The organism is Micromonospora sp. RTBAU3-60, from assembly GCF_054963695.1.
Genome location: NZ_JBUEGB010000023.1, coordinates 59,684 through 83,007 on the forward strand (window position 1 = coordinate 59,684; position 23,324 = coordinate 83,007).

The 23,324-nt window shown below is 71.7% G+C and carries 26 protein-coding genes; 16 read left to right on the top strand and 10 right to left on the bottom strand.

Going from position 1 to position 23,324, the window contains the following annotated elements:
* Positions 1–24: 24 nt before the first annotated feature.
* The 3 genes from ACY34I_RS22355 to ACY34I_RS22365 all read left to right on the top strand — a co-directional run bounded on the left by ACY34I_RS22355 (position 25) and on the right by ACY34I_RS22365 (position 4,049).
* Positions 25–594, top strand: coding sequence for a hypothetical protein (locus ACY34I_RS22355; protein WP_462757024.1), 570 nt, complete (start codon positions 25–27; stop codon positions 592–594).
* Positions 595–605: 11 nt separating this feature from the next.
* Positions 606–1,151 carry a hypothetical protein gene (locus tag ACY34I_RS22360; protein WP_462757025.1) on the top strand — a complete coding sequence of 182 codons (546 nt, stop codon included), beginning with the start codon at positions 606–608 and terminating at the stop codon, positions 1,149–1,151.
* Between the two features lie 132 nt (positions 1,152–1,283).
* Entirely contained in the window at positions 1,284–4,049 is a 2,766-nt protein-coding gene (locus ACY34I_RS22365) for a helix-turn-helix transcriptional regulator (protein ID WP_462757026.1), read from the top strand.
* Positions 4,050–4,194: 145 nt separating this feature from the next.
* Here ACY34I_RS22365 and ACY34I_RS22370 read toward each other — a convergent pair whose 3' ends face one another.
* Positions 4,195–4,680, bottom strand: coding sequence for a hypothetical protein (locus ACY34I_RS22370; protein ID WP_462757027.1), 486 nt, complete (start codon positions 4,678–4,680; stop codon positions 4,195–4,197).
* A gap of 399 nt (positions 4,681–5,079) precedes the next feature.
* Positions 5,080–6,024 carry a LysR family transcriptional regulator gene (locus ACY34I_RS22375; protein WP_462757028.1) on the bottom strand — a complete coding sequence of 315 codons (945 nt, stop codon included), beginning with the start codon at positions 6,022–6,024 and terminating at the stop codon, positions 5,080–5,082.
* 59 nt (positions 6,025–6,083) lie between these two features.
* Between ACY34I_RS22375 and ACY34I_RS22380 the strand changes: the two genes are divergently transcribed.
* Genes ACY34I_RS22380 through ACY34I_RS22390 form a run of 3 tightly spaced genes read left to right on the top strand, consistent with a single transcriptional unit; the run spans position 6,084 to position 7,819 of the window.
* Complete coding sequence (locus tag ACY34I_RS22380) at positions 6,084–6,935, top strand: NAD(P)-dependent oxidoreductase (protein ID WP_462757029.1); 852 nt, start codon at positions 6,084–6,086, stop codon at positions 6,933–6,935.
* Positions 6,932–7,339 carry a RidA family protein gene (locus ACY34I_RS22385; protein WP_462757030.1) on the top strand — a complete coding sequence of 136 codons (408 nt, stop codon included), beginning with the start codon at positions 6,932–6,934 and terminating at the stop codon, positions 7,337–7,339. Before ACY34I_RS22380 ends, ACY34I_RS22385 begins: the two co-directional genes overlap by 4 nt.
* A gap of 45 nt (positions 7,340–7,384) precedes the next feature.
* On the top strand, positions 7,385–7,819 hold the full coding sequence (locus ACY34I_RS22390) for a TIGR03668 family PPOX class F420-dependent oxidoreductase (protein ID WP_462757031.1): 435 nt from the start codon (positions 7,385–7,387) through the stop codon (positions 7,817–7,819).
* Positions 7,820–7,842: 23 nt separating this feature from the next.
* Here the strand turns inward: ACY34I_RS22390 and ACY34I_RS22395 are convergent, their stop codons facing one another.
* Together ACY34I_RS22395 and ACY34I_RS22400 are read right to left on the bottom strand one after the other, a co-directional pair.
* Positions 7,843–8,754, bottom strand: coding sequence for a TIGR03619 family F420-dependent LLM class oxidoreductase (locus ACY34I_RS22395; protein WP_462757032.1), 912 nt, complete (start codon positions 8,752–8,754; stop codon positions 7,843–7,845).
* A gap of 64 nt (positions 8,755–8,818) precedes the next feature.
* On the bottom strand, positions 8,819–9,298 hold the full coding sequence (locus tag ACY34I_RS22400; RefSeq protein WP_462757033.1) for a hypothetical protein: 480 nt from the start codon (positions 9,296–9,298) through the stop codon (positions 8,819–8,821).
* Between the two features lie 180 nt (positions 9,299–9,478).
* Here ACY34I_RS22400 and ACY34I_RS22405 point away from each other — a divergent pair, with 180 nt between their 5' ends.
* The 4 genes from ACY34I_RS22405 to ACY34I_RS22420 all read left to right on the top strand — a co-directional run bounded on the left by ACY34I_RS22405 (position 9,479) and on the right by ACY34I_RS22420 (position 12,405).
* A complete protein-coding gene (locus ACY34I_RS22405; RefSeq protein ID WP_462757034.1) occupies positions 9,479–9,817 on the top strand; it encodes a hypothetical protein in 339 nt (112 codons plus the stop codon).
* A 307-nt stretch (positions 9,818–10,124) separates the two neighbouring features.
* Positions 10,125–11,312 (top strand): elongation factor Tu, encoded by a 1,188-nt coding sequence (tuf, locus tag ACY34I_RS22410; protein ID WP_462757035.1) that lies wholly within the window; start codon positions 10,125–10,127, stop codon positions 11,310–11,312.
* Between the two features lie 137 nt (positions 11,313–11,449).
* Positions 11,450–11,785, top strand: a complete 336-nt coding sequence (locus tag ACY34I_RS22415) for a YnfA family protein (protein WP_462757036.1) — start codon at positions 11,450–11,452, stop codon at positions 11,783–11,785.
* A 236-nt stretch (positions 11,786–12,021) separates the two neighbouring features.
* Positions 12,022–12,405 carry a UBP-type zinc finger domain-containing protein gene (locus ACY34I_RS22420; RefSeq protein ID WP_462757037.1) on the top strand — a complete coding sequence of 128 codons (384 nt, stop codon included), beginning with the start codon at positions 12,022–12,024 and terminating at the stop codon, positions 12,403–12,405.
* A gap of 49 nt (positions 12,406–12,454) precedes the next feature.
* Here the strand turns inward: ACY34I_RS22420 and ACY34I_RS22425 are convergent, their stop codons facing one another.
* Positions 12,455–13,702, bottom strand: coding sequence for an MFS transporter (locus tag ACY34I_RS22425; protein WP_462757038.1), 1,248 nt, complete (start codon positions 13,700–13,702; stop codon positions 12,455–12,457).
* Positions 13,703–13,824: 122 nt separating this feature from the next.
* Here ACY34I_RS22425 and ACY34I_RS22430 point away from each other — a divergent pair, with 122 nt between their 5' ends.
* A complete protein-coding gene (locus ACY34I_RS22430) occupies positions 13,825–14,793 on the top strand; it encodes a LysR family transcriptional regulator (RefSeq protein WP_462757039.1) in 969 nt (322 codons plus the stop codon).
* Here ACY34I_RS22430 and ACY34I_RS22435 read toward each other — a convergent pair.
* Positions 14,756–15,685: an oxidoreductase gene (locus ACY34I_RS22435; RefSeq protein WP_462757040.1), complete on the bottom strand. Its 930-nt coding sequence runs from the start codon at positions 15,683–15,685 to the stop codon at positions 14,756–14,758. The genes ACY34I_RS22430 and ACY34I_RS22435 overlap by 38 nt on opposite strands.
* 80 nt (positions 15,686–15,765) lie before the next feature.
* Here ACY34I_RS22435 and ACY34I_RS22440 point away from each other — a divergent pair, with 80 nt between their 5' ends.
* Positions 15,766–16,371, top strand: coding sequence for a TetR family transcriptional regulator (locus ACY34I_RS22440; protein WP_462757041.1), 606 nt, complete (start codon positions 15,766–15,768; stop codon positions 16,369–16,371).
* A 225-nt stretch (positions 16,372–16,596) separates the two neighbouring features.
* Here the strand turns inward: ACY34I_RS22440 and ACY34I_RS22445 are convergent, their stop codons facing one another.
* Positions 16,597–16,728, bottom strand: coding sequence for a hypothetical protein (locus tag ACY34I_RS22445; RefSeq protein ID WP_462757042.1), 132 nt, complete (start codon positions 16,726–16,728; stop codon positions 16,597–16,599).
* Positions 16,729–16,794: 66 nt separating this feature from the next.
* Here ACY34I_RS22445 and ACY34I_RS22450 point away from each other — a divergent pair, with 66 nt between their 5' ends.
* Both ACY34I_RS22450 and ACY34I_RS22455 read left to right on the top strand, forming a co-directional pair.
* Positions 16,795–17,307: a DoxX family protein gene (locus ACY34I_RS22450; protein WP_462757043.1), complete on the top strand. Its 513-nt coding sequence runs from the start codon at positions 16,795–16,797 to the stop codon at positions 17,305–17,307.
* 73 nt (positions 17,308–17,380) lie between these two features.
* Complete coding sequence (locus ACY34I_RS22455; RefSeq protein WP_148801123.1) at positions 17,381–17,788, top strand: hypothetical protein; 408 nt, start codon at positions 17,381–17,383, stop codon at positions 17,786–17,788.
* A 44-nt stretch (positions 17,789–17,832) separates the two neighbouring features.
* On the opposite strand, the gene ACY34I_RS22460 is transcribed toward ACY34I_RS22455, so the two are convergent.
* Positions 17,833–18,171 (bottom strand): DoxX family protein, encoded by a 339-nt coding sequence (locus tag ACY34I_RS22460; RefSeq protein ID WP_462757044.1) that lies wholly within the window; start codon positions 18,169–18,171, stop codon positions 17,833–17,835.
* A gap of 359 nt (positions 18,172–18,530) precedes the next feature.
* Here ACY34I_RS22460 and ACY34I_RS22465 point away from each other — a divergent pair, with 359 nt between their 5' ends.
* Entirely contained in the window at positions 18,531–19,067 is a 537-nt protein-coding gene (locus tag ACY34I_RS22465; RefSeq protein WP_462757045.1) for a TetR/AcrR family transcriptional regulator, read from the top strand.
* Positions 19,068–19,207: 140 nt separating this feature from the next.
* Here ACY34I_RS22465 and ACY34I_RS22470 read toward each other — a convergent pair whose 3' ends face one another.
* Positions 19,208–20,182 (bottom strand): LysR family transcriptional regulator, encoded by a 975-nt coding sequence (locus ACY34I_RS22470; protein ID WP_462757046.1) that lies wholly within the window; start codon positions 20,180–20,182, stop codon positions 19,208–19,210.
* Positions 20,183–20,268: 86 nt separating this feature from the next.
* On the opposite strand from ACY34I_RS22470, the gene ACY34I_RS22475 reads away from it, so the two are divergent.
* Entirely contained in the window at positions 20,269–21,591 is a 1,323-nt protein-coding gene (locus ACY34I_RS22475; protein ID WP_462757047.1) for an aspartate aminotransferase family protein, read from the top strand.
* 219 nt (positions 21,592–21,810) lie between these two features.
* Here the strand turns inward: ACY34I_RS22475 and ACY34I_RS22480 are convergent, their stop codons facing one another.
* Positions 21,811–23,322, bottom strand: a complete 1,512-nt coding sequence (locus tag ACY34I_RS22480) for a tripartite tricarboxylate transporter permease (RefSeq protein ID WP_462757048.1) — start codon at positions 23,320–23,322, stop codon at positions 21,811–21,813.
* Positions 23,323–23,324: the final 2 nt, after the last annotated feature.

Genomic DNA, 23,324 nt, shown 5'->3' on the forward strand with positions numbered 1-23,324 from the left:
GCCGGGAGCCATAGCGTCGACCGCATGGCCCGTCACCTGTTCGCGCCGGACCGCCCCGGCGCACCACGTTCCCGAGCCCGTGCCGCACGAGGGCGGCGGCTGCTGCCGCTGCTCCTGCTCGCCCTGCTCGTGCCCGCCGCCTGCGACAGCTCGACCGGCTCCCCCACGTCCGAGGGCGCCGACGCCGGGTCGGGAGTCGACGCGGGTTCGGACGACCTCGGCAAGCTCGGTGGCTCGGTGCCGGGCTGCCCCTTCACGGCCGACCGGGTGTCCGAACTGCTCGGACAGTCCCTGAAGGACGAGGGCAACTGCGTGTTCGGCGACGGCAAGGGGGTCGCCAGCCTCACCATCACCATGGCCTCCGAGTTCGCCGGGGCGACGACCTATGACTACCAGCACGAGCAGGCCGGCCAGCAGTACGAGAAGGTGGTGGACCTCGGCGAGCGGTCGTATCTCGCCGCCAAGGACATCGCGGCCGAGGCCGTCGTGGTCAGCCCCAAGGGCAGCTACACCCTGATCATGAGCAGCTTCAGCATGGACGTCGCGGGCTACGAGCAGAAGCTGCGTCGCCTGCTCGACGCGCTTCCGGCGTGAGGGGGACCCAGATGCGTAACGGGCACCTCGCGGTGCTCGGGGCGGCCGTGGTCGCCCTCGTGCTGCCCGCCGGATGCGGCGGCGCCGACAAGCCCGCCGCGGGCGGGCAGCCGGTCCCGGCGGCCACGGCGGAGCCGGCGGCCGAGGAGACCAGCGCGGCCGCCGACGACGCCAGCCAGGCCACCTCCGCCGCGCGGCCCGACGCCTGCACCTTGGTGTCCAAGGCGGACGCGGAGAAGCTGGCCGGCACGCGGCTGGACGACGCCGTGGCGGTCCGGGAGAGCTGCACCTACACCGCCCCGGTCACCGGCCCGACCGCGCAGGTCGAGGTGTACGTCGGCGACGGCGCGAAGAAGTACCTCGACATCGAGCGCGACCTCGGGCACGAGGTGCGGGCCCTGTCCGGGGTGGGGGACGAGGCCCACGTCACGATGGAGGCGTTCTTCATCAGGAAGGGCGACGTGTGGGTGGCGGTCCGGCTGATGCGACTCAACGACCCGGCGGCGAACCGCAAGCCGCTGGAGGCCCTCGCCCGCGTCGTCGCCGGGCGGCTGTGAGGCGGCCGTCGCGGTCCGCTCGAGGAACGGAGGTGCTGGTCGCGACCGCGGGTCCACCCGTGGCGGTGCGTGGACACGCCCGGAGGTGAACGACGACCTCGGTAGGTGGCACGGCTGTGCCATCATCCCGCCATGGACGCCGCCCTCGTCGGCCGTGACGCGACCCTCGAGCAGACCTGGCGCGCGCTGGTGGGCGGCGCCCCGGTTCTCCTGGAAGGACCCAGTGGCATCGGCAAGACCGTGCTGTGGCGGGCCGCCGTCGCCCGGGCCGAGCGGTCCGGCTGGGTCCTGCTGGCCAGCGCGCCGACCGAGGCGGAGGCCGTGTTGCCGTACGCGGCACTGGCCGACGTGCTGCGGCCGCTGGCCGACCGGGTGGCGGCCCTGCCACCGCCACAGCGGCTCGCCGCCGAGGTGGTGCTGCTGGCCGCTGAGCACGACGAGCCGATCGACGAGCGGGCGGTGGGTGCGGCCACCCGCTCGTTGCTCGAGGCCGCGACGGGCGGCGAGGTGCCGGTGCTGCTCGCCGTCGACGACGCGGCCTGGCTCGACCCGCCGAGCGAGCGGGCCCTGCGGTTCGCGCTGCGCCGCCTCGCCCGCTGGCCCGCCACCCTGCTCACCCGCCGTACCGACGAGGCCGGGGCGCCGGCCCTCCCGCTCGGTCTCGACGACGACCGGGCCGGCGACCGCCGGCTCACCCGGATCGACGTGCCGCCACTCGGCCCGGCCGCGCTGCACCGCATCGTGCAGGCGCGGCTCGGGGGTACGCTCAGCCGCCCGCTGCTCGCCCGGATCGCCCGGGACGCCGGGGGCAACCCGCTGCTGGCCATCGAACTGGCCCGGGCGGTGCTGCGGTTGCCCCGGCCGCCGTGGCCGGGCGAGGACCTGCCGGTGCCGTCGTCGATGCGTCAACTGCTCGCGGACGCCCTGCGGACCCTGCCCCCCTCCAGTCGGGACGCGGTGCGCCTGGCGGCGCTGCTGACCGTGCCCACGCTGCGGGACCTGCACGCGGCCGGCGTGCCGGCGGACGCGTTCGACGCGGCGGAGGAGGCCGGTCTGCTGAGCGTGACGCCGAGGCGGATCAGTTTCGCCCACCCCCGGTACGCCGCCGCCGTGCGCGAGGGCGTCCCGCCCGGCGTCCGGCGCCGGCTCCACGCGGTGCTGGCCGACGCGGTGTCCGACCCCGACGAGCGGGCCCGGCAGCTCGCCCGGTGCACGGTGGCGCCGGACGCCGCGGTCGCCGCCGAACTGGCCGCCGCAGCCGCGCGCCAACGCTCCCGGGGTGCGCCCGCGACCGCCGCCGAGTGGTACGACCGCGCGGCCGACCTCACGCCCCCGACGGCCACCGCGGAGCGGGACCGGCGCCGTCTCGACGCGGTGCAGTGCCGGATCGACAGCGGCGACTACGCTGCGGCCGGTGCGGCGGCGGATGCCGCCGCCGGCCAGCTGGCCGGCGCGGCGCACGCGGAGGCGCTGCTGCTCCGCGCCATGGTGGCGTGGTGCGTCGACGACCTCACCGGCGCGGTCTCGCTCGCCCAGCGCGCTCTGGCCGCGGCCGAGGGGCACCGCGACCTGGCCGGGCGCATCCATGCGCACCTGACCCTGTTCCAGGACGCGCCGGAGCCCGCCCGCCGGCATGCCGAGGCCGCCATCGCGCAACTGTCCGGCAGCGACGAGCACCGTCCGCTGCTCACCGCCGCGCTGTTGCTGCTGTTCTTCCACGAGGTACGCGCTGGGCGGCCGGCCCGGACCGAGTTGCTCGACCGGGCGCTGGTCCTGGAGGCCGGTGAGCCCTCCTGGTTGGCCGGGTCGATCCCGGCGATCTGGTGGAAGGCCACGGACGACCACGCGCGGGCCCGGGCGCGGCTGCATCACATGTTGGGCCGGGCCGTGGCGCGCGGCGACGAACCGTGGCAGCACGAGATGCTCACCCACCTGGGCGAGGCCGAGCTGCTGGCCGGCCGGTTCGACGCCGCCGGGGAGCACATCGCGGCGGCGCGGGAGCTGGGTGAGCAACTCGGCACCGGCCTGGTCGGCGAGACCTGGCTGGCTGGCCTGCTGGACGCCTACCGGGGCCGGCTCGCCGAGGCGGGCGCGGTGGCCGAGGCCGGGCTACGCCGCGCCGACGAGTTCGACGACGCCTGGTGCCGGCGGATCCACCTGCAGCTCGCCGGGTTCGTGGCACTCTCCGCCGGCAGGATGACCGAGGCAGCCGGCGCGTACGGCGGACTGGTCGCCGCGTTGGACACCTCGGGGATCGCCGAGCCGCTGGCGCAGCGCTTCGAGCCGGACTGGATCGAGGCGTGCGTCGGAGCCGGTGACCTGGACAGCGCCCGCGCCGCGCTCGCCCGGCTCACCGAGCGGCACGCCCGGCTGGCCCGCCCGTGGACCACGCTCGGTCTGGCCCGTAGCCGGGTGCTGGTGGACAGCGCCACCGGAGCCGATCCGTCCGCGGCGCTGGCGGCGCTGGCCGCCGCGCGGGCGAGCGTGCCGGTGGATGTGCTGCCGCTGGACCGGGCCCGCTGCCTGCTGGTGGCCGGCCGGGCGCATCGCCGGGCTCGCCGCCGGCGGGAGGCCCGCGACGCCCTCGACGCGGCGGCCGCCGAGTTCACCGCCCTCGGCGCCGTCGCCTTCGCCGAGCGGGCCCACGCGGAGCTGGCCCGGATCGGGCGGCGTACGCCCGCGCCGACCGCGCTGACCGCCACGGAGGAGCGGGTGGCCCGCCTCGCCGCCCAGGGCCGCACCAACCGGGCCATCGCCGACTCGCTGTTCATCAGCCCGAAGACGGTCGAGGCCAACCTCGCCCGGGTGTACCGGAAGCTCTGCATCTCCAGCCGCGCGGAGCTGGGCGCGGCGATGGGCAGGCCGCCCGCCCCACCGCCGGAGTCCATTCCAGGGTGACGGACATTTCCGACACTCGGCGATGTTCGTCCCGTTTACAGCCGCTTGCGCCCGCTTTGTCCGATATGCTGGCTCGCGTGATGGAGACGGTGCGGCTGACGGCCGGTGCCGGACGGACAACCGCCCGAGCCGGCCATCGGGCGTCTCACCGTCCGGTGCGATGCTGCGGCACCAGCCCGGAGAGGCGCCGGCCGGCCCGGCCGCCGTCTCGGGCCAACGCCACGTCGACGAACGCGCCCACGCCGCTCTGCGCGACGTTCGACAGACAGGCGATCAGCAGCAGCCGGTGCATGAGGTGCCGCGGCTCATCCGGCACGTCGGGATCCAACGGTCGATGGCGACCAGGAAGGAGTGCGGCCAGCAGTTGCGGGTCCAGCTCGGGCAGCCAGGCGCCGACGCGGTCGATCTGCACCGCCACGAGCGGCCACGGGTCACGGGGAGCCGGGGCGAACTCCTCGGCGAGCAGCCGGGTGGTGCCCGTGAGGGTCCGGCGCACCCAGGCGCCGGGCAGCCGGGTCAGCCGGTCGACCGCCGCGTCGAAGCCCGCGCGATCCATCCGGTTGGCCGCGTGGACGCCGGCCACGACGGCGTTCCACAGCTCCTGCTCCGCCGGGGTTGGCGGCTTCCACATCACCCTCTCCTCTCCCGTGCCGGCCCGGCCGGGCAACCGATCGAGCTTCTCGGCGCTGCGCGACGATGTCGCCGCCGGGTCGCTTGCCGGAGTGGCCGGCACGGGCCCGTAGGAGGGCGAGACCCGTGCCGGCCGCGGTGATCACCCAAAATCACCGTCTGTGGCCGCCGGTGGGCCGGACGGGTTCCGGCCGCGTGGCGGTCGTACCGCCGGATCGCCGCCGCCGCGCGGGGCTGCCCGGCTTGGCGGAGTCCGGGTCGGCGCCGCCGGTCAACTCTGTCCCGACGCCCGCACCGGGGCCTCCGGAGCAGGTGTCGTTTGGTCGAGTATATGACACTTGAAACGGATTACGTCCGTTTCGTGAATATAGCCCGAAGACTAGTTGGTATTCCCCCGGTGTCACACCGCTGCCGGAGGGTGATCGGGCAGCCCCAGCCCGGCCGCCGCCGTGTCGAGATGGTCGAGGAACCGGTGCACGGCGGGGGGACGACTGCGTCCCGCGACGGTGGCGGCGAACACCCGCCGGACGGAGGCGTCGTCGGGGTGCAGCCGGAGCAGGGCGAGGTCGGGCGGAGCGGCGCGGACGGCCAGCGCAGGGATCAGCGCGACGCCCAGTCCGGCCGCGACGCAGCCCAGTTTGCCGGTCCACTCGGCGGCCACGATGTCGATCCGCGGTCGGAAGTCGGCCGGCAGGGTGGCGCGCAGCAGCGTCTTCTCGGCGTCCGCCGAACCGGCGATGAAGGCGTCGTCGGCCAGCTCGCGCAGCCGGACGGTACGCCGGTGGGCGAGCCGGTGCGTGCGGGGCACCGCCACCAGCAGCACCTCGTCGACCAGGTGGTGCAGGTCGAAGCGCTCGTCGTCGAGGGGCTGATCGGATGCGGCGCTCAGCACCGCGACGTCGGCGTCCCCGGCGAGCAGGCGTTCCAACAGGCCGGGCGTCAGCCCCTCGACCAGGGAGAGGGCGACGCCGGGATGGGCGGACCGGAACGTGGCCAGGGCGCGCGGCACGAGCGCGGCGACCGCCGTGGGAAACGCGCCGACCCGCAGCCGGCCGGCGGTCAGGTCGCGCAGTGCGGCGAGGTCGCGGCGGGCGGCGTCGAGCCGGTCGAGCACCGCTTCGGCGTGGCCGAGCAGGCAGCGGCCCTGCTCGGTCAGGGCGACGCCGCGCGGCAACCGGTCGAACAGGATGGCCGCGGTCTCGGCTTCCAGAGCGGCGATCTGCCGGGACACCGCCGACTGGGTGTAGCGCAGGGTCCGGGCGGCGGCCGTGATGGACCCGTGCTCGGCCACGGCGCGGAAGACCTGGAGGGCGTGCGGCTGCATCCCGCCATGCTCTCGCAGCATGGCTGGCATGTTCAACATTCGATGGTGGCATGCCTGGCGGCCCCATAACGTTCCAGGGCATGAACGCCATCGCACTGCTGGGAACGGGCACCATGGGCACGGCGCTCGGCCGCCGCCTGCTCGCCACCGGGCACCGGCTCACCGTCTGGAACCGGACCTCCGGCCGGACCCGGCCGCTGGTCGAGGCCGGCGCGCGGGCCGCCGCCACCCCGGCCGAGGCCGTCCGGGACGCCGACGTGGTGATCACCATGCTCACCGACGCCACCGCCGTATGGGAGACGCTGTTCGGTGCCGACGCGGCCGCGTGCGCCCTGCGGCCCGGGACCCACCTCGTGGAGATGTCCACGATCGGCCCGCACGCCGTCGGCGCCCTGACCGCACGGTTGCCACCCGACGTACCTCTCGTGGACGCACCGGTCGCCGGCAGCGCCGGCGCGGCGGAGGCGGGCCGGCTCGTGGTGCTGGCCGGCGGCGCTGAGGAGGCCGTCGACCGGGTCGCCCCGGTGCTGGCGACCCTCGGCACGATCCGCCGGTGCGGCGGTTCCGGCCGCGGCGCGGCCATGAAGCTGGTGCTCAACACCGCTCTGGTCACCGCGGTCACGGCGGTCGCCGACGCCCTCGCCGTCGCCGACGCGGTCGGCGTGGACCGCCGTACGGCGGGCGAGGCGCTCGCCAGCGGACCGCTCGGCGGCGCGGTCACCCGGGCGACCACCACGGAGGCCGCGTTCGCCGTCGCGCTGGCCGCCAAGGACACCCGGCTCGCCCTCGACGCGCTGGGCCACGTGCCGGCCCCCGTCCTGCGGGCCGCCGCATCGGTGTTGGCGGCCGCGCCCCGGCCGGACGCCGACATCGCCACCCTCGCCGACGCCCGCACCGTGGGCGTCGCCACCGGAGACAAGGAGCAATCGTGACCGTGATCCTGGACAACCCCGCGACCGTGCCCGCGCCGTACGGCGACCGGTTCGCCCACGTCGCCCGCCTCGACCTGCCGGGCGGGGCGCTGCTGATGCTCTCCGGCCAGGTCGCTGTGGACGACGCCGGCGCCGTGGTGGCGCCCAGCGACGTCCGGGCGCAGACCGAACAGATCTTCGAGCTGATCGGCGCCCTGCTGGCCGCGCACGGCGCCACGTTCGCCGACGTCCTGCACGTCCGCACATTCCTGACCGACCTCGACGACCTGGCCGGCTACGGCGCGGTACGCAACCGCTACTTCCCCGGCGCCAAGCCGGCCAGCACCACGGTGGAGGTGAGCCGGCTGTTCCTGGCCGGTGCGGTGCTGGAGGTCGAGGTGACCGCCGCCGTGACCAGCAGCTGAGCCGATAAGGCCCTCCCCCGGCCGGGCTCGGCTAGGGTCGGGCTTGTGCCCGCTGACGACCTGCGGCACCGGGTCGCGTCGGCCCGGGTCGCCCGGCTGGCCACCGTCGGGGCCGACGGCCGCCCCCACCTGGTGCCGGTGTGCTTCGTCCTGCTCGACGACGTGGTCTATCACGCGGTGGACCGCAAGCCCAAGCGCCACCGCCGGCTACGGCGCCTGGACAACATCGAGGCGACGGGGAGGGCCTGCCTGCTCATCGACGAATACGCCGAGGACTGGTCGAGGCTGTGGTGGGTGCGCCTGGACGGCCACGGCCGGGTGGTGGCGGCCCCGACGGAGGAGGCCACCGCCCAGGCGGCGTTGCGCGACAAGTATCCGCAGTACGTGGATCGGCCGCCGGACGGGCCGGTCGTCGCGGTCACGGTGACCCGGTGGTCGGCGTGGTCGGCCGCCGACGGGACGGCGGACCCGGCTGCGTGACCCTCCGCCGCGCCGTCGACGGGTCACCGGCCGGGGGCGAGGGCGTCGAGCACCTCGTCGGCCCGGCGCAACGACACGTACGGGTCGGCCCGGGGTGAGCCGATCTCCGGGTCGAAGTTGAGGTCGAGGAACAGCTCGGTGATGCCGGCCGCGGCGAGTACGCCGACATCCGAGCGGATCTGGTCGAGCGTGCCGGTGAGGGGCTCGCGGTCAGGCAGGCCCGCCGCGCGTACCCGCACCGCGCCCCGGCAGACGAACCGCAGCGCCTCCGGGTCCCGGCCCGCGCCCGCCGCGGCGGCCTTGACCGTCGCAACCGCCTCGCCGATGCCCGTCAGGTCGGCCTGGCTGCCGCTGACCCAGCCGTCGGCGAGCCGGCCCGCCCGGTGCAGCGCGGCCGGCGCGTGCCCGCCGAGCAGGATCGGCGGATGCGGGCGCTGCACCGGCTTCGGCTGCATCCGCGTCGGCGGGACCTGATAGAACTCGCCGCGATACGCCGTGACCTCCTCCTGCCAGAGGCTACGGAGCACGGTGAGGAACTCCTCCGCCCGCCGGCCTCGCTGCTGCCTGCTCGCGCCGGTGGCCTGGTACTCCTCCTCCGCCCAGCCGAGACCGAGCCCGAGGTCGAGCCGCCCGGCGGCGAGGATGTCGAGGGTCGCGGCCTGCTTGGCCAGCACCACCGGCGACACGAACGGCATGTTGAGCACGGCCACGCCGAGCCGGATCCGCCCGGTGTGGGCGGCGAGGAAGGCCAGCGTGGTCAGCGGGTCCTGGACGCTGTGGTAGGTCTCGCTCCAACCCAGATCGGCGGGCACCAGCAGGCGTTGGAACGTCCAGAGCGAGTGGTAGCCGAGCTGTTCGGCCCGGCGGGCCACGTGGATCATGTGTTCCGGCGTGGCCCACGAGCCGGAGACGGGCACGGCGAATCCAATCTCCACCTCGGCACCGTACCGGGATCCGCCCGGTCCGGCGCGCGAACCCGCCCGGATGACGACCCGCGGCCTAACTTCCGACGTAGACGAGATCCATCGTGTCGGTACGCCCGGACCAGCGGAGTTCGAGATGCCAGCAGCCGGCGCGCGGCATGTCGATGATCGACGGGCCGGGACCGCCGGCGACCTCGTGGGTCACCCGGGTGTCGGTGCCGTCCAGCGTCGCCGTGATCACCAGCGTCGTCGGCGATCCCGGGTCGGACGGCGTCGGGGCGGGCCGGGAGACCCAGAGGATCTTGTTGTTGCGCCCGCCTTCGGTCGGCTGCGAGAGCGGGTGACCGAACAGCACCGCGACGATCTCACCCTTCGCGCCGAAGACGTGCGGCCCCGCGCTGCTCCCGTGGAATCCCTCGTCCGCCCAGTCGGGCAGGGATCCCATCTCCACCGGGGAGGTGCAGCCGGTGGCCGCGCCCGGGAAGGCCGTACGGGCCGGAGCAGCGGCCCGCGCGCCTGGCCGGTCGGCGGTGGTGCACCCCGCCAGCAACAGCACCGACCCCAGCAACACCCTGCACCACGAGCCCATCGCACACCCCCGGACGATCCTGCTTGCCGATGACCTGATCTCTGGATCCACTTCGAGGACACCGGCCGGGTCCCCCAGGTTCCGGCGGTCGCTGCCTGAGGTTCGCCGCGCCGTTGGCTGCCGCCACCGAGTCTGCCACCATGAACCATGGCCTCCCGATGGCGCAGCGGGGCGGATCTGCTGGCCGCCGCCCCGGCCCTGATCGCGGTGCTCGTTCTCGGCCTCTACGTCGGACTCATGCGGCAGCAGGGCGAGCAGCCCCTCGCCTGGGTCGTCGCCGCGCTGGCGGCGGCCGCGATCCTCGCGGGCTACGGTGTGGTCCGCACCGCGCCTCGGCGCAGCTGGGCGCTGGCGGCGTCGGGAGTGCTGCTGGCGGCGCTGGGTCTGCTCGCCATCCTGTCGATCGGTCTGCCCATCCTCATCGCGGGCGGGTTGGCCCTGGTCGCCGCCGCCCGCAGCCGGCGGCGCCACTCCCCCGCCCGCTGAGGCCCTGGGAATATCGGTAGCCCCACCCGACGTTCGGGGCTAGCGTGATCGCCATGTTCGGCACCGTCGGCTCTGTGCGGCCCGCAGGTTTCCACCTGCCGGGTGCCGTCGACGTGTGCGCGTGGCTGGCTGATACCCGAAGCTGACCCTCCTCCCGCTCGGGCAGAACCACGGAGGAGGGTGGCCCGGTGCTCCGGCGCTGCCCATTCAGGCGCGCCGTGACGTGCGGTTCTGGCGCGGTTTCCCGCGGAGTGGCACCCGCCCGCGTTCGTCGTCCGCCAGCTCATCTCCAGTGTGGAGTTCCATCATGGCCAAGAGCCAGTTCGTGCGCACGAAGCCGCACCTCAACATCGGCACGATGGGTCACGTCGACCACGGCAAGACGACCCTGACGGCCGCCATCACCAAGGTCCTCGCCGACCACGACCCGGCCGTCAACCGGTTCGTGTCCTTCGACGGCATCGACCGGGCGCCGGAGGAGGTGGCGCGCGGCATCACCATCAACATCGCGCACGTCGAGTACGAGACCGCGACCCGGCACTACGCCCACGTGGACATGCCCGGCCACGCCGACTTCGTGAAGAACATGATCACGGGGGCGGCGCAGGTCGACGGTGCGATCCTGGTCGTCTCCGCGCTGGACGGGGCGATGCCGCAAACCCGCGAGCACGTGCTGCTCGCTCGGCGGGTCGGCGTGCCCTACCTGGTGGTGGCGATGAACAAGGCCGACGCGGTCGAGGACCCGGAGCTGCTCGACCTGGTCGAGCTCGAGGTCCGGGAGCTTGTCTCCGAGTACGGGTTCCCCGGCGACGAGGTGCCCGTCGTACGGGTGTCGGCGCTGCGGGCCCTCGAGGGCGACCCGCGCTGGGTGTCGTCCGTCGTGGAACTGCTCGACGCCGTCGACCGGTACGTCCCGGTGCCGCCCCGCGAGCTCGGCGAGCCGTTCCTCATGCCGATCGAGAACGTGATGACGATCTCCGGACGGGGAACGGTGGTGACCGGCGCGGTCGAGCGGGGCACCCTGCGGGTCGGCGACCCGGTGGAGGTGGTCGGCCTCGGCCCGACGCTGTCGACCGTGGCGACGGGGCTGGAAACCTTCGGCAAGTCGCTGGCGACCGCCGAGGCCGGGGACAACGCCGCCGTACTGCTGCGCGGGGTCAAGCGCGACCAGGTGCAGCGGGGTCAGGTGGTGGCGCTGCCGGGCAGCGTCACGCCGCACCAGCGGTTCCGGGCCAGGCTCTACGCCCTGACCACCGCCGAAGGCGGACGTCACACGCCGTTCCTCGCCAACTATCGGCCGCAGTTCTACTTCCGCACCACCGATGTGGTCGGGTCGGTGGACCTCGGTGACGTGACAATGGTCCTGCCGGGCGACACCGTTGACCTGTCGGTGGAGCTCGGCAAGCCGATCGCGATGGATGTGGGGCTCGGCTTCGCGGTCCGGGAGGGTGGCCGTACGGTGGCCGCCGGCACGGTCACCGAACTGCTCGACTGAGGTGCGCGGAAGGGCCCCTTGGCAACAAGGGGCCCTTCCGGTACGGCCTGGCACGCCGCCGGCTGTTCCGGCGGTAACTACTCCTGCGGAAACCCCGAGGAACAGGGCCGCGTGGAGCTGCCGCTACGTTCCAGGGCATGACGGTTGCCCGCTCGATCCTGCTGTTCCTGCTCGCCGCGCTCGCCGAGATCGGTGGCGCCTGGCTGGTGTGGCAGGGCTGGCGGGAAAATCGGGGGCTGCTGTGGATCGCGGCGGGAGTCATTGCCCTCGGGTGCTACGGCTTCGTCGCCACCTTCCAACCCGACCCGCACTTCGGCCGCATCCTCGCCGCCTACGGCGGCGTCTTCGTCGCCGGATCCCTCGCCTGGGGCATGGCCGTGGACAAGTTCCGCCCCGATCGCTACGACCTCATCGGCGCAGCCATCTGCCTCATCGGCGTCGCCGTCATCATGTACGCCCCACGCAGCAGCTGATCCCGGCGACTCGTCATGCCGGACCCGGCCATCGGACTGGGGCCTGCGGCTCGCCATCCCGGGTGCTCGGACGAAGCTCCAGGTCACCGGCTACCGCAGCCCCGTGCAGGGGTGGATCGAGGGCGGGGTGCGGGCCGACGCTGTCGGGTGCCAGACTGCGACGTCGGGGCGGTCTGGCAGGACAGCTGCAGACCGGCCTCGACCGTCGGAGACCGTGAGCCGGGAGGGAAGGAAACATGGGTGACCAGACCGAGCCCAAGCCGGAGCCGCAGGCCGTGACTGCGGCGATCGACCCTGCCGTCCCACCGAGCGGCCCGGGCTGCGTGGAGTGTGAATCCTCCGGCGGGTGGTGGTTCCACCTGCGCCGCTGCGCGGCCTGCGGCCACGTCGGCTGCTGCGACTCCTCGCCGAGCCAGCACGCGACCGCTCACTCAGCTGCGACGGGTCACCCGATCATCCAGAGCTTCGAGCCCGGCGAGGCGTGGTTCTGGGACTACTCCACCGACCAGCTCTACGCCGACGGGCCGGAGCTGGCCGAGCCGCACTCGCACCCTCTCGACCAGCCCGCCCCCGGTCCGCGGGGCCGGGTGCCAGAGGACTGGAAGACGCGGCTGCACTGACTGTGATGAGCTGGCGCGCTCTTCTGGACTGAACGGGCGTTGCGGTGAGTCATGCGGCCGGGACGTCTTCGGCCGACCGGGCGGGTTCAGGGTGGAAGAAGTGTGTCCGGTTGGGCAGCAGGAGTGGGGTGGCGAGCAGGAGAACGCCGGAGATGGTGATCGCGGCGCGGGGGCTGGTGAGTGTGGCGAGGATGCCCCAGACCACCGTGAGGGTGGCCTGCATGAGTTTGCTGCTGACACCCCATGCGCTGAGGACTTGGGCGGCATGATCCGCGGGAGTCCGTTGCAGGCGTTCGGTGGCGTAGATCGGGTTGAAGATGCCCATGCAGGTGATCAGCAGGCCCTCGACGACGATCACGGTGAGGAGTCCGGTGATGCCGGGATGGATGAACGCGAGACCGAGCGGGAAGAGTGATCGCAGCCAGCCGGAGACGGTCATGACCCGGTGCCGGCCGTAACGCCTCACGAGGCGGGCGGAGACGCGGGCGCCCACGAAGCCGCCGAGTGCCGGGATGCCGAAGGCAAGACCGTATTGCCAGGCCGGGAGGTGGTATTCGCCCAGCAGGAGGACGGCCAGGAGCGGGACGGTGGCCGTGATCAGGCCGGCGACCAGGATCGAGTTGAGGAACAGGCACCGTAGTGCGCGGTCGTGGAGGATGAACCGCCAGCCACGAAGTAGGTCGGCTCCGCGCAACGTGGTGGCCGGGTCGCGGGGGGCCGCGACGTCGCCTCCGCGGATGCGGAGGACCGCGAGCGCGGACAGCAGATAGCTGAGGGCGTCGGCCATGATGGTGACGACCGGGCCGAGCAGCCCGATCAGCGCGCCGCCGAGGGGCGGTCCGGCTGCGGTCGCCACCCAGCTCGTGCCCTCGAATCGCCCGTTCGCGGTAAGGAGGTGAGCGCCGCGGACGAGGTATTTCAGGTACGCGCCGGATGCGGCGGTGAAGGCGATGCTTGCGGTTCCGGAGATGACCGAGACGACCAGCAGCTGGCCGTAGGACAGCAGGCCGAGGAGGTACGCGGCCGGAACACTCGCCATCGCGAGGAACCGCGCCAGGTCCATCGCGATCATCACCGGACGCTTGGACCGGTGCTCGACCCACGGCCCGAGCGGGATCGCAATGATCGCCGCGACGGCGAGCCCGGCTGCCTCCAGCAGCGAAACCGCGAATGCCGACGAGTGCAGCACTCGAACCGCGATGAGCGGGAACGCTCCGAAGGCGATCCACGTGCCGTACGTGCTGACGGCGTAGGCCGACCACAGCCAGCCGAAACTGGACCCCAATTTCACGCGCACATGACTCCTCCGCAACAACCGATGTTTGGGTCCCGGAATCACACCGGCTGCGCGGGCGCGGGATCAAACAACCGCCTTTCGGCGAGCCACAACGATCAGTTGGGCGGGCATAGGCTGGACCGATGGATACCGAGGCAGTGCGATCGTTCGTCCGGGCGGCCGAGCTCGGGCAGTTGCAACACGCGGCCGACGAGTTGGGCGTGACGCAGCAGGCGGTCTCGAAGCGGGTTGCCGCTCTGGAGCGTGAGCTGGAGGTCCGCCTGTTCACCCGTACCGCCCGAGGGGTCGAACTGACGCTCGACGGCCAGGCATTCCTCCCACATGCACGGAGCATCGTCGCGGGTGTTGATCGCGCCGTCACGGCGGTCAGGCCGGGCTCGCGGGCCCTTCGGATCGACGTTCTGGGCCTGCGAAGCGCGCAGGCCGTCGTTCTGCACGACTATTGGCGGTCGCATCCCGAAACTGACCTCGACGTGGTGACCCTCAGGGTCAACGACCCTCACGTGGCGGCCGCCGCCGTCCAGGCAGGCGATCTCGACGCCTCGTTCCGCACCGTCACCGATCCGGCCACGCTGCCGCGCGACGTGCGGATGATCCACGCCTTCGACTCCCCGCTGGAACTCCTCGTCGGCCCCAGGCATCCGCTTGCCGCCGCACGAACACTGACACCACCCCAGCTGCGCAAGCTTCGGATCTGGGTGCCGGGCATCGTGCCCCGAAGCGAATGGGCAGAGTTCTACGATCAGCTGGCCACCGCCTTCGACCTCCGCATCGACGCGGCAGGCCCGAACTTCGGTGACGAGGTGCTCCTCGACACCCTCGCGGAATCCGCCGACGTGGCCACCCTCGTCGGCGCGCGCGACCGCTACATCTGGCCGACGAACCACGACCTACGCCGTATCCCGATCGTGAACCCGACGCTCGCCTACCCGCTCTCCCTCATGTTCCCCAGGACGAATCCGCACCCGGGACTTCGGGCGATCATCAACTACTTCGCAAGCCTGCCACCGCTCCCCGAGACGGTCTGGCTCCCGTCCTGGGCAACGACAACGTCTAGGCGGTCGCGGGCAGCGCGTACCGTACGTCGGTGAGCTGCTCCGACAGCTCCCACAGCCGGCGGCCGGTCTCGATGTCGGTCGCCCCAGCCGACAGGGATACCCGGGTCGGGGAACCGCGCAGTTCGCCCTGACCGTCCGGGCCGATGAACGCGCCGCCTTCGATCCCAGGCGTGGTCGCGGCGTACAGCAAGGGCAACGCGCCCTGGTCCGGCGCCTGCGCGAGCGGCTTGGCGATGATGCCGAACAGCAGCCGTGGCAGGCCGGTCGCCCGCATCTGCAGGTTGGTGGCGGTGTACCCGGGGTGGGACAGCACGCTACGCAGCGGGCTGTCCGCCGTGGTCAGACGCCGGTGCAGTTCCCAGCCGAAGATGGCGTTGGCCAGCTTGGACTGGTTGTAGTAGGCCATCGGCCGGTAGCCATGGGCGCCGGTCAGGTCGTCGAAGAAGATGCGCCCCTGGCGGTGGTTGAGCGAGCTGACGGTGACCACGCGGGGGTCCTGCCCCGCGGCCAGCAATTCGAGCAGTAGTCCGGTGAGGGCGAAGTGGCCGAGGTGGTTCGCGGCGAACTGCAGTTCGTGGCCCTGTGCGGTCAGGGTCCGGGGTGGGGCCATCACGCCGGCGTTGTTGACGAGCACGTCCAGCCGGGGAAGGTCGCCGTGCAGCCGGGCGGCGAAGGCGCGGACCGAGTCGAGGTCGGCCAGATCGAGGTGGCGTACCTCGAGGCGGGCCCCGGGGTGTTGGGCGGTGAGGTCGGCGACGGCGCGCCGGCCCTTCTCCTCGTCGCGGACGGCGAGGATGACCTGGCCGTTACGACGGGCGAGCGCGCGGGTGGCGGCCAGGCCGAGGCCACTGGTGGCCCCGGTGACGACGAACACCCGGCCGGTCTGGTCCGGGATCTGCTCGGCGGTCCAGGATTGCTGCTTCATGTGATCAACGCTGCCACGCGTGGCAGTCACTGTCAACAAGTGCGCCCTGTGCCATAAACGGCAGGGGGTATCATCGGGCGATGGCGTCCCGTCCCGAAGTGACCTTGGCCCAGCGCAAGCGGCAGCTCGTGTCGACCGAGCTGACCGAGGCAGCGCTGCAGCTACTCGCCCTGAAGGGGTTCGACTCGGTCACCGTCGATGAGATCGTCGCGGCCGCTGGCGTCTCCCAGCGGACCTTCTTCCGGTACTTCCGGTCCAAGGAGGACGTGGTCGTCCAGTTCCTGGTCGACATGGGCGCTGACATCCGCGCCGACCTGGTCGCCCGCCCGAGTGCCGAGCCGCCCTCGGTGGCGCTGCGCCACGCCGTGTGGGTGCCCATCGCCGCCTGCGCCGACCATCCTGAGCGCACGCTGCGCGTCGTCCAGTTGATCCTGCGCACGCCCGCCCTGCTCGCCCGCTTCCTCGAGCGACAGGAACAGTGGCGCGACGACCTGGCAACCGAGCTGGCAAGCCGTGTGGGGCTCGACACCGGCCATGCAGTGTATCCCCAGATGGCGGCCCGCATGGCGCTGGCCGCCTTCGGCACCGTGCTGCAAAGGTGGAGCGACAGCGAAGGCAAGGAAGACCCCGCCGAGCTGACCGACCAAGCCTTCGCCGTCATCGCCCCGGCGCTCGACACGATCTAGACCGCACTCACCTGCGCTGCCGGAATGCGGCTTCCTCTGATCGCTCCGGCATGGCGCTGCGCCCGGAGGCGTCATGCCCTGACGAGCGGGTGAGTGGCCGGACGTAGCGGCGAGCGGTGGCGACGGCCAGGATGTCGGCCTCGGTGGTGGGAGATCGAGGTCTGCGGCTCCTCAGCCGCATGCCGGGTACGCACGTCCGACATGCCACTGTGGAGCGCCCGGTCGTCAGCTCACCGCCTGCTTCACGAGCGCGCCGAACCTCGCCTCGTCGGCGGCGGTCAGCTCCGTCAGGGCGAACGAGGCCTGCACAAGATTCCTTTCGTCCTGCGTGGCGTGCACCGCAACGAAACTAGTCATTGACAAGATGCTCGGGCAGGGCTAGGTTCGACGAGAACTTGACAGTGGCTAGATATGGACCTCACCATGACACTCCTCGTCCTGCTCATCGCGCTCGCTGTCCTGCGCGGCCTCGGCGCGCTCGGCGTGCGGCGGTTCGCCACCTGGCCTTCCGCCGCGGCCCACGCGCTGGCGATCATGCTGTTCATGACCGCCAGCGCCCACTTCGTCCCGGGCGGCGTCACCGTCATGCCGACTCACGACGACCTGGTCGCGATGGTGCCGCCCGCCGTGCCGTTCCCGTCCGCCATGGTGTACCTCACCGGCGTCCTGGAGTTCCTCGGCGCGCTCGGCCTCATCGTCGCCGGCACCCGCCGCGCTGCCGGATACTGCCTCACGCTGTTGTTCGTCAGCCTGCTCCCGGCGAACATCTACGCTGCCACCGCCGACGTCCCGCTCGCTGGCGAGCCCGCGTCGCCGCTGTGGCAGCGCATCCCCGAACAGGTCTTCTACATCGCCACGGCACTCTGGGCCACTCGCGGCGCACTGCCGCTGCCATCGCTGCGGCGCGCGCCAGCATCCCGAACCCAGCGAGCGTAAGAGCTTTCGACCGAGCCTCGATTCCCCATTAGACCTCGCCACACCCAACCCGAAGGAGCCTGCCGTGCAGAGCATGGGCCTCAGCACCGAGTCACGGATCATCGCCGGAGCAGTGCTGCTCACGATCGTCACCATCCAGGTGGGCGGCTGGTTCATGACCCGCATCGCCCGCGGGGCGGTGCCGATGACCGACTTCCAGAAGTCCTTCGCGCGCGCCGGGCACGGCCACGCCGGCGTGCTGGTGCTGCTGAGCCTGGTAGCACTGCTCTATGTGGATGCCACGGGCCTCAACGGCGTACTGCTGTGGACCGCACGGCTCGGAGTGCCGATCGCCGCGATCCTGATGTCGGCGGGATTCTTCGCGTCGTCCGCCGGCAGGAACGTCACGGCGCCGAACCGGTTCGTCTGGGTGCTGTGGGTAGGCGCACTCTCGCTCGCTGCGGGGGTGGTCAGCCTCGGCGTCGGGCTGCTGACCGCCTGATTCGCGGGCACCGGACACGCAACTCGCCCGGGTGGGCGAAATTCTCAGAGCCGACGTGCGGGTGGGCGCCATGCCCAGGAGAGCATCGCCAGCCCCGCGAAGATGGCGGGAGCGATGAGGTTGCTCAGGGCTTGGTGCATGGCGAGGTGCGAAGCGACCGCACCAATCATATTGATCATGATGCCGGCGTAGGCCCACTCCTTCAATCGGGGCAGCCCGGGCGCCAGCACGACCCCGGCGGCGATGACCTTCGCGGCACCCATCATTGTGGCCAGATAACTGGGGTACCCCAGGTCGATCATCACCGGGTAGAACGGCGCCATCCGGAGCAGATCCATCGCACCGCCAACCGCGCATTCACCGGCCACGATCGCAGTGAGCACCCAGTAGGCGCCATTGTGGTGACGGCGTAGAGCAGCGGCTGCTGCGGCGGCTGGCCGGATGGTCATGATCGCTGGCCCTGTGGCTCCACCGTCCGGTCCGGACGCGGAAGCTGGCGCTCGTGCCATCGGACCCCTCCTATCGACACGGACACGTTTCCTTAATATAAGTACGGTACCGTTTCGATGGAGGTGCGGCAATGGTCAAGGGTCCTCGACAAGGCAGCAACCGTCCCACGCATTCGCCGACGCCCGCAGCATCGCGCGCTGCGGAACACCCTCGGGCTGCGTCGACGGCCTCGTCCCGATCCCCGACCAAGCCCCGGGAGCCGATTTCGCGCGGGGCAGGCGCACGTCAGCGGGTGCTGCAGGCCGCGCTCCAGGTACTCGACGAGCATGGTCTCCCCGGCTTCACCATGGAGGCCGTGGCCCGGCGCGCCGGCGCGAGCAAGGCCACCTTGTACCGGCACTGGCCCACCGCCGGCGCGCTCATGGTCGACGCCATGGACGCCACGTTCCAGCCCTTCCCCGAGCCCGACACCGGAAGCGTGGAGACCGACGTCGCCCAGTTGCTCACCGCCTTCGTCGCCCTGCTCGAACACACCCCGTTCCCGCGCCTGCTCGCCGCCTTCATCGACGCCGCCGAACGTGACCCCACCCTCGCGTCACTCCACGCCGAGCTGACCCGCCGTCGTCGCGAACCGCTCCTCGTCGCGCTGACCCGCGCACGCGAGCGCGGCCAACTGCCCGGACATCTCGACCCAGAGTTAGCGGTCGACCTGCTCACGAGCCCGTTCTTCTACCGCCGCTTCATCGCCCACCGGCCCATCCCTCCGAACCTGGTCAACGACGTCATCGCCCACGTACTCGGCACGGCCCGGCGACCGGCGGACCGATGATCACACCGCATTCACGCCCGGCGCGGCGACCGCCGCCCGGCGCCGCGCCGTGCGTCCACTTCGCGCTCCACCGCCGCCAGTCCGTCTGATCCCCGTCATGGCGACCCGAGATCGCGCAGTGCACCCACACCAGCTGTCCATCACGGATCTTGAGCCGGGCCGCTCAGCCTTTTCGGGCCGCAGCAGGTCCGGTTGGTGATCCGTTCGTGCCGGTCGTGAGCGAACGTCGTGGAGAGGGCGCGGAGTTCGTCCAGGACGATCTGGCTCGCGGCAGTGAGCATCGATCGACTGCGCACCGCCGCGTAGACCTGACGGGTCAACGGTCGGCGCAGCGGGCGGGCGGCGACGCGGTAGCGGCGGTCCACGGCCAGCTCGGGCAGGAGCGACACGGACAGGCCGGCCTCGACATGTGCCAGCAGCAGCTCGTAGCTGGCGAAGCGGCCGGCCACGATCGGCTCGAAGCCGGCCTGCCGGCAGGTGCTCGTCACCAGGTTGGACAGGTAGGTGCCGGGCATGTCGATGGACCAGGGCGCCTGGGCGAAGTCTTCCAGGTCTGCCGGTACGTCCGACGCAGCCGGCGACTGCGGCGCCACGAGCACGATGGCGTCGGTGAGCAGAGGGATCGTGTGCACGTCCGGATGCACCGGCAGGGACCCGTCGATGAAGTCCGCGGTCACGATGATGTCGTAGTCGCCGCGGCGCAGGGCCGGGTGGCTGGCCTGCGGGTCGAGTTCGGCGACCTCAAGCTCGATCCTTGGATGCGCCTCGCGGAGCCGCGCGGCGAGTGGAATGACGACGGCGCGGATGGCGCTGGAGAAGGCCGCGAGGCGTACCGGTCCCGTCGGTTGTTCGGAGAGGCCCTGCAAGTCGGCCTCGGCGGCCTTGATCTGGTCGAGGATGATGCGGGCGTGCCGGGCGAGCGCCCGTCCGGCAGCCGTGAGCTGTACGCGGCGGCCGGTGCGCCGGAGGAGTTCGGTGTGGGTCTCCGCCTCCAGGACTGCCAGCTGCGCTGACACTGCCGATGGACTCATGTGCAGGGCCGCGGCGACCGCCCGCATGGTGCCGAGGCCGTCCAGCAGGCTGAGCATCTCCAGCCGTGCGGTGTTCAGCCGCATCAGGACCCTCCTGTGCAGAGATTCCGCACAGCGTAGCCAGAAACTTCAGCTTTTCGTGCACTACGAACGGCCCTAACGTGAGCCGTATGACACTGACTACTGAGCAGAGCGCTGCCGAGCAGTTCTGGTCCGACGTCGACCGCCATCTGGTGCGCTACGGCGCCTCGTTCACGCCCGAGATCATCGAGCGCGCGGCCGGTAGCTTCGTGTACACCGCCGACGGCCGGCAGATCCTGGACTTCACCTCAGGTCAGATGAGCGCGATTCTCGGGCACTGTCATCCCGCGATCGTCAACACGGTCCAGCGGGAAATCGCGAGCCTGGATCACCTGTTCAGCGGCATGCTGTCGCGCTCGGTCGTCGACCTCGCGCGCCGGCTCGCCGAGTCCCTCCCCCCGCCGCTGGAGAAGACGCTGCTGCTGACGACCGGCGCCGAGTCGAACGAGGCGGCCATCCGGATGGCCAAGCTCGTCACGGGCAGGCACGAGATCGTCGCCTTCGCCCGGTCGTGGCACGGCATGACGCACGCCGCGGCCGCCGCGACGTACAGCGCCGGCCACCGGGGCTACGGGCCTACGCCGCCGGGAAACTTCGCGATCCCCACACCCAACCCGTACCGCCCCGACTTCACCACCGCGGACGGCGAGTTGGACTGGCAGCGGCAGCTCGACTACGCCTTCGCCCTCGTCGACGCCCAGTCGTCGGGGAGCCTCGCGGCCTGCATCGTCGAGCCGATCCTCAGCTCCGGCGGCATCATCGAGCCACCGCCGGGCTACTTCGCCGCCCTGGCGCACAAGTGCCGAGAGCGCGGCATGCTGCTGATCGTCGACGAGGCGCAGACCGGCCTGTGCCGCACCGGCACGTGGTACGCCTTCCAACGGGACGGCATCGTGCCCGACATCCTCACGCTGTCCAAGACGCTGGGTGCCGGCCTACCGCTCGCCGCGGTGATCACGACCGAAGAGATCGAACAACGGGCACACGAGCGGGGTTACCTCTTCTACACCACACATGTGTCCGATCCCCTCGTCGCCGCCGTCGGCAACACCGTGCTCGACGTCCTCCAGCAGGAGCAGATGGACGTACGGGCACTCGAGCTCGGCGAGTTCCTGCGCGCCGGCCTGCTTGACATCAGAGACCGGCACCACGTGGTCGGAGACGTACGGGGGCGCGGCCTGCTGCAGGGGATCGAACTCGTCCTCGACCGGGAGACACGAGAAGGCTCGGACGTCCTCGGCGCCCAGGTCACCCGCCGCTGCCTCGAACTCGGCCTCCATATGAACGTCGTGCAGCTGCCCGGCATGGGAAGCACCTTCCGGATCGCACCACCCCTCACCACGACGCGGGAGGAACTGGCCCTCGGCCTGGAAATCCTGGACCAGGCGATCGGCGAAGCGGCACCGGCCTGACCGGCCGCGTCAGGTGCGGGGCTGAGCGATTGCCGACGGGCTGGAGCGTCGGGCTGCTCGACAGCCCCACACGAAGATCAACTGCCTTGGCGCGGACGTCGCTGAAGCTCGGGGAATGGCGCCTGGCCCGTGGGGCACCGGGACAGGCGCCATTCCAGCCGATCAGCCGGCGCCATCACTTGGCCTTGCCGACTGCTCGTCAAGCTCCGCCGGGGTCGGTCAGACACCCACTGGTTCGCGGTCCTTGGGTGGTGCCTTGCTGCCGCGCGGGAGCAGGCGTACCAGCCAGGGGCCGGCCACCAGCAGGACGGCCAGGGCCAGCACCACCAGCGCCACCGGGTGGGTGAAGACAATCAGCAGGTTGCCGTTGCCGAGGGCCGACGTCTGGGTGAGCGCCTTCTCGAAGAGCGGGCCGATCACCAGGCCGAGGACCAGCGGCGCCATGGGAATGTCGTAGCGCCGCATGAAGTACCCGGCGATGCCGGCGGCGAAGACGACCCAGACGCTGAACATGTTGTTGTCGATGGAGTACGCGCCGACGAAGCTGGTGAACAGGATGATTGGATACAGGTAGGCGTACGGGATGCGCAGCATCTGGGCGAACATCGGCGCCATCGGCAGGTTGAGCACCAGCAGCATCACGTTGCCGATGAAGAACGACACCAGCAGGCCCCAGACCAGCTTCGGCTGGCTGTCGAACAGCAGCGGTCCGGGCTGCAGTCCGTAGATGGTGAACGCGCCGAGGAGCACCGCGGTCGTGCCGCCGCCAGGGATGCCGAGGGTGAGCGTCGGTACGAAGTTGGCGTTGGCGGCCGCGTTGTTGGCGCTTTCCGGGGAGGCCACCCCTTCGATCGCTCCGCGACCCAGTTGATCCTTGTTCTTGCCGACCCGCTTCTCCACGCCGTATGCGATGAAGGAGGCCAGCGTCGAGCCGGATCCGGGCAGGCAACCGAGCAGGAAGCCCAGGATGCTGCCGCGTCCGATCGGGCCGATGCTGCGGCGCAGTTCGCTTCTGGTGATCAGCAGGTCCCGGAACCGGGTCCGGATCGGTGCGGCGGCACCGACGCGGATCTGGTACATCACCTCGCCGACGGCGAACAGTCCGATCATGACCTCCACGAACGGTATCCCGCCGAGGAGGTTGACGCTGTCGAAGGTGAAGCGGGAGGTGCCGGTTCCCGCGTCCAGGCCGACGGTCGCCAGCAGCAGCCCGGCGGCGGCCATCGCGAAGCCGCGGATTCGTGAGTTGCCGGAGAAGCTGACGATGGTGGCCAGGCCGAGGATCATGATGGCGAGGTTCTCGACCGGGCCGAACTTCAGCGCGAAGCCCGCGAAGGGCGGTGCGAGCACCATCAGCAGGACGAGTGAGAAGATCGCCGCCACGAAGGAGCCGATCGCGGCGATGGACAGCGCTGCGCCGGCCCGGCCGTTACGCGCCATCTGGTAGCCGTCAAGGGTGGTCACGACGCTCGAGGCCTCCCCCGGGGTGGAGATCAGCACCGAGGTGATGGTTCCGCCGTACTGCGCGCCGTAGTAGATCCCGGCGAGCATGATGAGCGCGGTGACGGGCTCGAAGTCGAGGGTCAGTGGCAGGAGTACGGCCACGCCGGTGGTGGACCCGAGGCCGGGGAGCAGCCCGATCACGGTACCGGCGAGGACGCCGACGAAGCACCAGAGCAGGTTCTCGGGGGTCAGCGCGGTCTGGAAGCCGAGCAGAACGTTGTCAATCACCG

Bases quoted from the DNA above. Each gene is read 5' to 3' on its own strand.
- ACY34I_RS22355 (WP_462757024.1), top strand. From the start codon at position 25: ATGGCCCGTCACCTGTTCGCGCCGGACCGCCCCGGCGCACCACGTTCC.
- ACY34I_RS22360 (WP_462757025.1), top strand. From the start codon at position 606: ATGCGTAACGGGCACCTCGCGGTGCTCGGGGCGGCCGTGGTCGCCCTC.
- ACY34I_RS22365 (WP_462757026.1), top strand. From the start codon at position 1,284: ATGGACGCCGCCCTCGTCGGCCGTGACGCGACCCTCGAGCAGACCTGG.
- ACY34I_RS22370 (WP_462757027.1), bottom strand. From the start codon at position 4,680: ATGTGGAAGCCGCCAACCCCGGCGGAGCAGGAGCTGTGGAACGCCGTC.
- ACY34I_RS22375 (WP_462757028.1), bottom strand. From the start codon at position 6,024: ATGCTGCGAGAGCATGGCGGGATGCAGCCGCACGCCCTCCAGGTCTTC.
- ACY34I_RS22380 (WP_462757029.1), top strand. From the start codon at position 6,084: ATGAACGCCATCGCACTGCTGGGAACGGGCACCATGGGCACGGCGCTC.
- ACY34I_RS22405 (WP_462757034.1), top strand. From the start codon at position 9,479: ATGGCCTCCCGATGGCGCAGCGGGGCGGATCTGCTGGCCGCCGCCCCG.
- tuf (WP_462757035.1), top strand. From the start codon at position 10,125: ATGGCCAAGAGCCAGTTCGTGCGCACGAAGCCGCACCTCAACATCGGC.
- ACY34I_RS22415 (WP_462757036.1), top strand. From the start codon at position 11,450: ATGACGGTTGCCCGCTCGATCCTGCTGTTCCTGCTCGCCGCGCTCGCC.
- ACY34I_RS22420 (WP_462757037.1), top strand. From the start codon at position 12,022: ATGGGTGACCAGACCGAGCCCAAGCCGGAGCCGCAGGCCGTGACTGCG.
- ACY34I_RS22430 (WP_462757039.1), top strand. From the start codon at position 13,825: ATGGATACCGAGGCAGTGCGATCGTTCGTCCGGGCGGCCGAGCTCGGG.
- ACY34I_RS22435 (WP_462757040.1), bottom strand. From the start codon at position 15,685: ATGAAGCAGCAATCCTGGACCGCCGAGCAGATCCCGGACCAGACCGGC.
- ACY34I_RS22440 (WP_462757041.1), top strand. From the start codon at position 15,766: ATGGCGTCCCGTCCCGAAGTGACCTTGGCCCAGCGCAAGCGGCAGCTC.
- ACY34I_RS22445 (WP_462757042.1), bottom strand. From the start codon at position 16,728: ATGACTAGTTTCGTTGCGGTGCACGCCACGCAGGACGAAAGGAATCTT.
- ACY34I_RS22450 (WP_462757043.1), top strand. From the start codon at position 16,795: ATGACACTCCTCGTCCTGCTCATCGCGCTCGCTGTCCTGCGCGGCCTC.
- ACY34I_RS22455 (WP_148801123.1), top strand. From the start codon at position 17,381: ATGGGCCTCAGCACCGAGTCACGGATCATCGCCGGAGCAGTGCTGCTC.
- ACY34I_RS22470 (WP_462757046.1), bottom strand. From the start codon at position 20,182: ATGCGGCTGAACACCGCACGGCTGGAGATGCTCAGCCTGCTGGACGGC.
- ACY34I_RS22475 (WP_462757047.1), top strand. From the start codon at position 20,269: ATGACACTGACTACTGAGCAGAGCGCTGCCGAGCAGTTCTGGTCCGAC.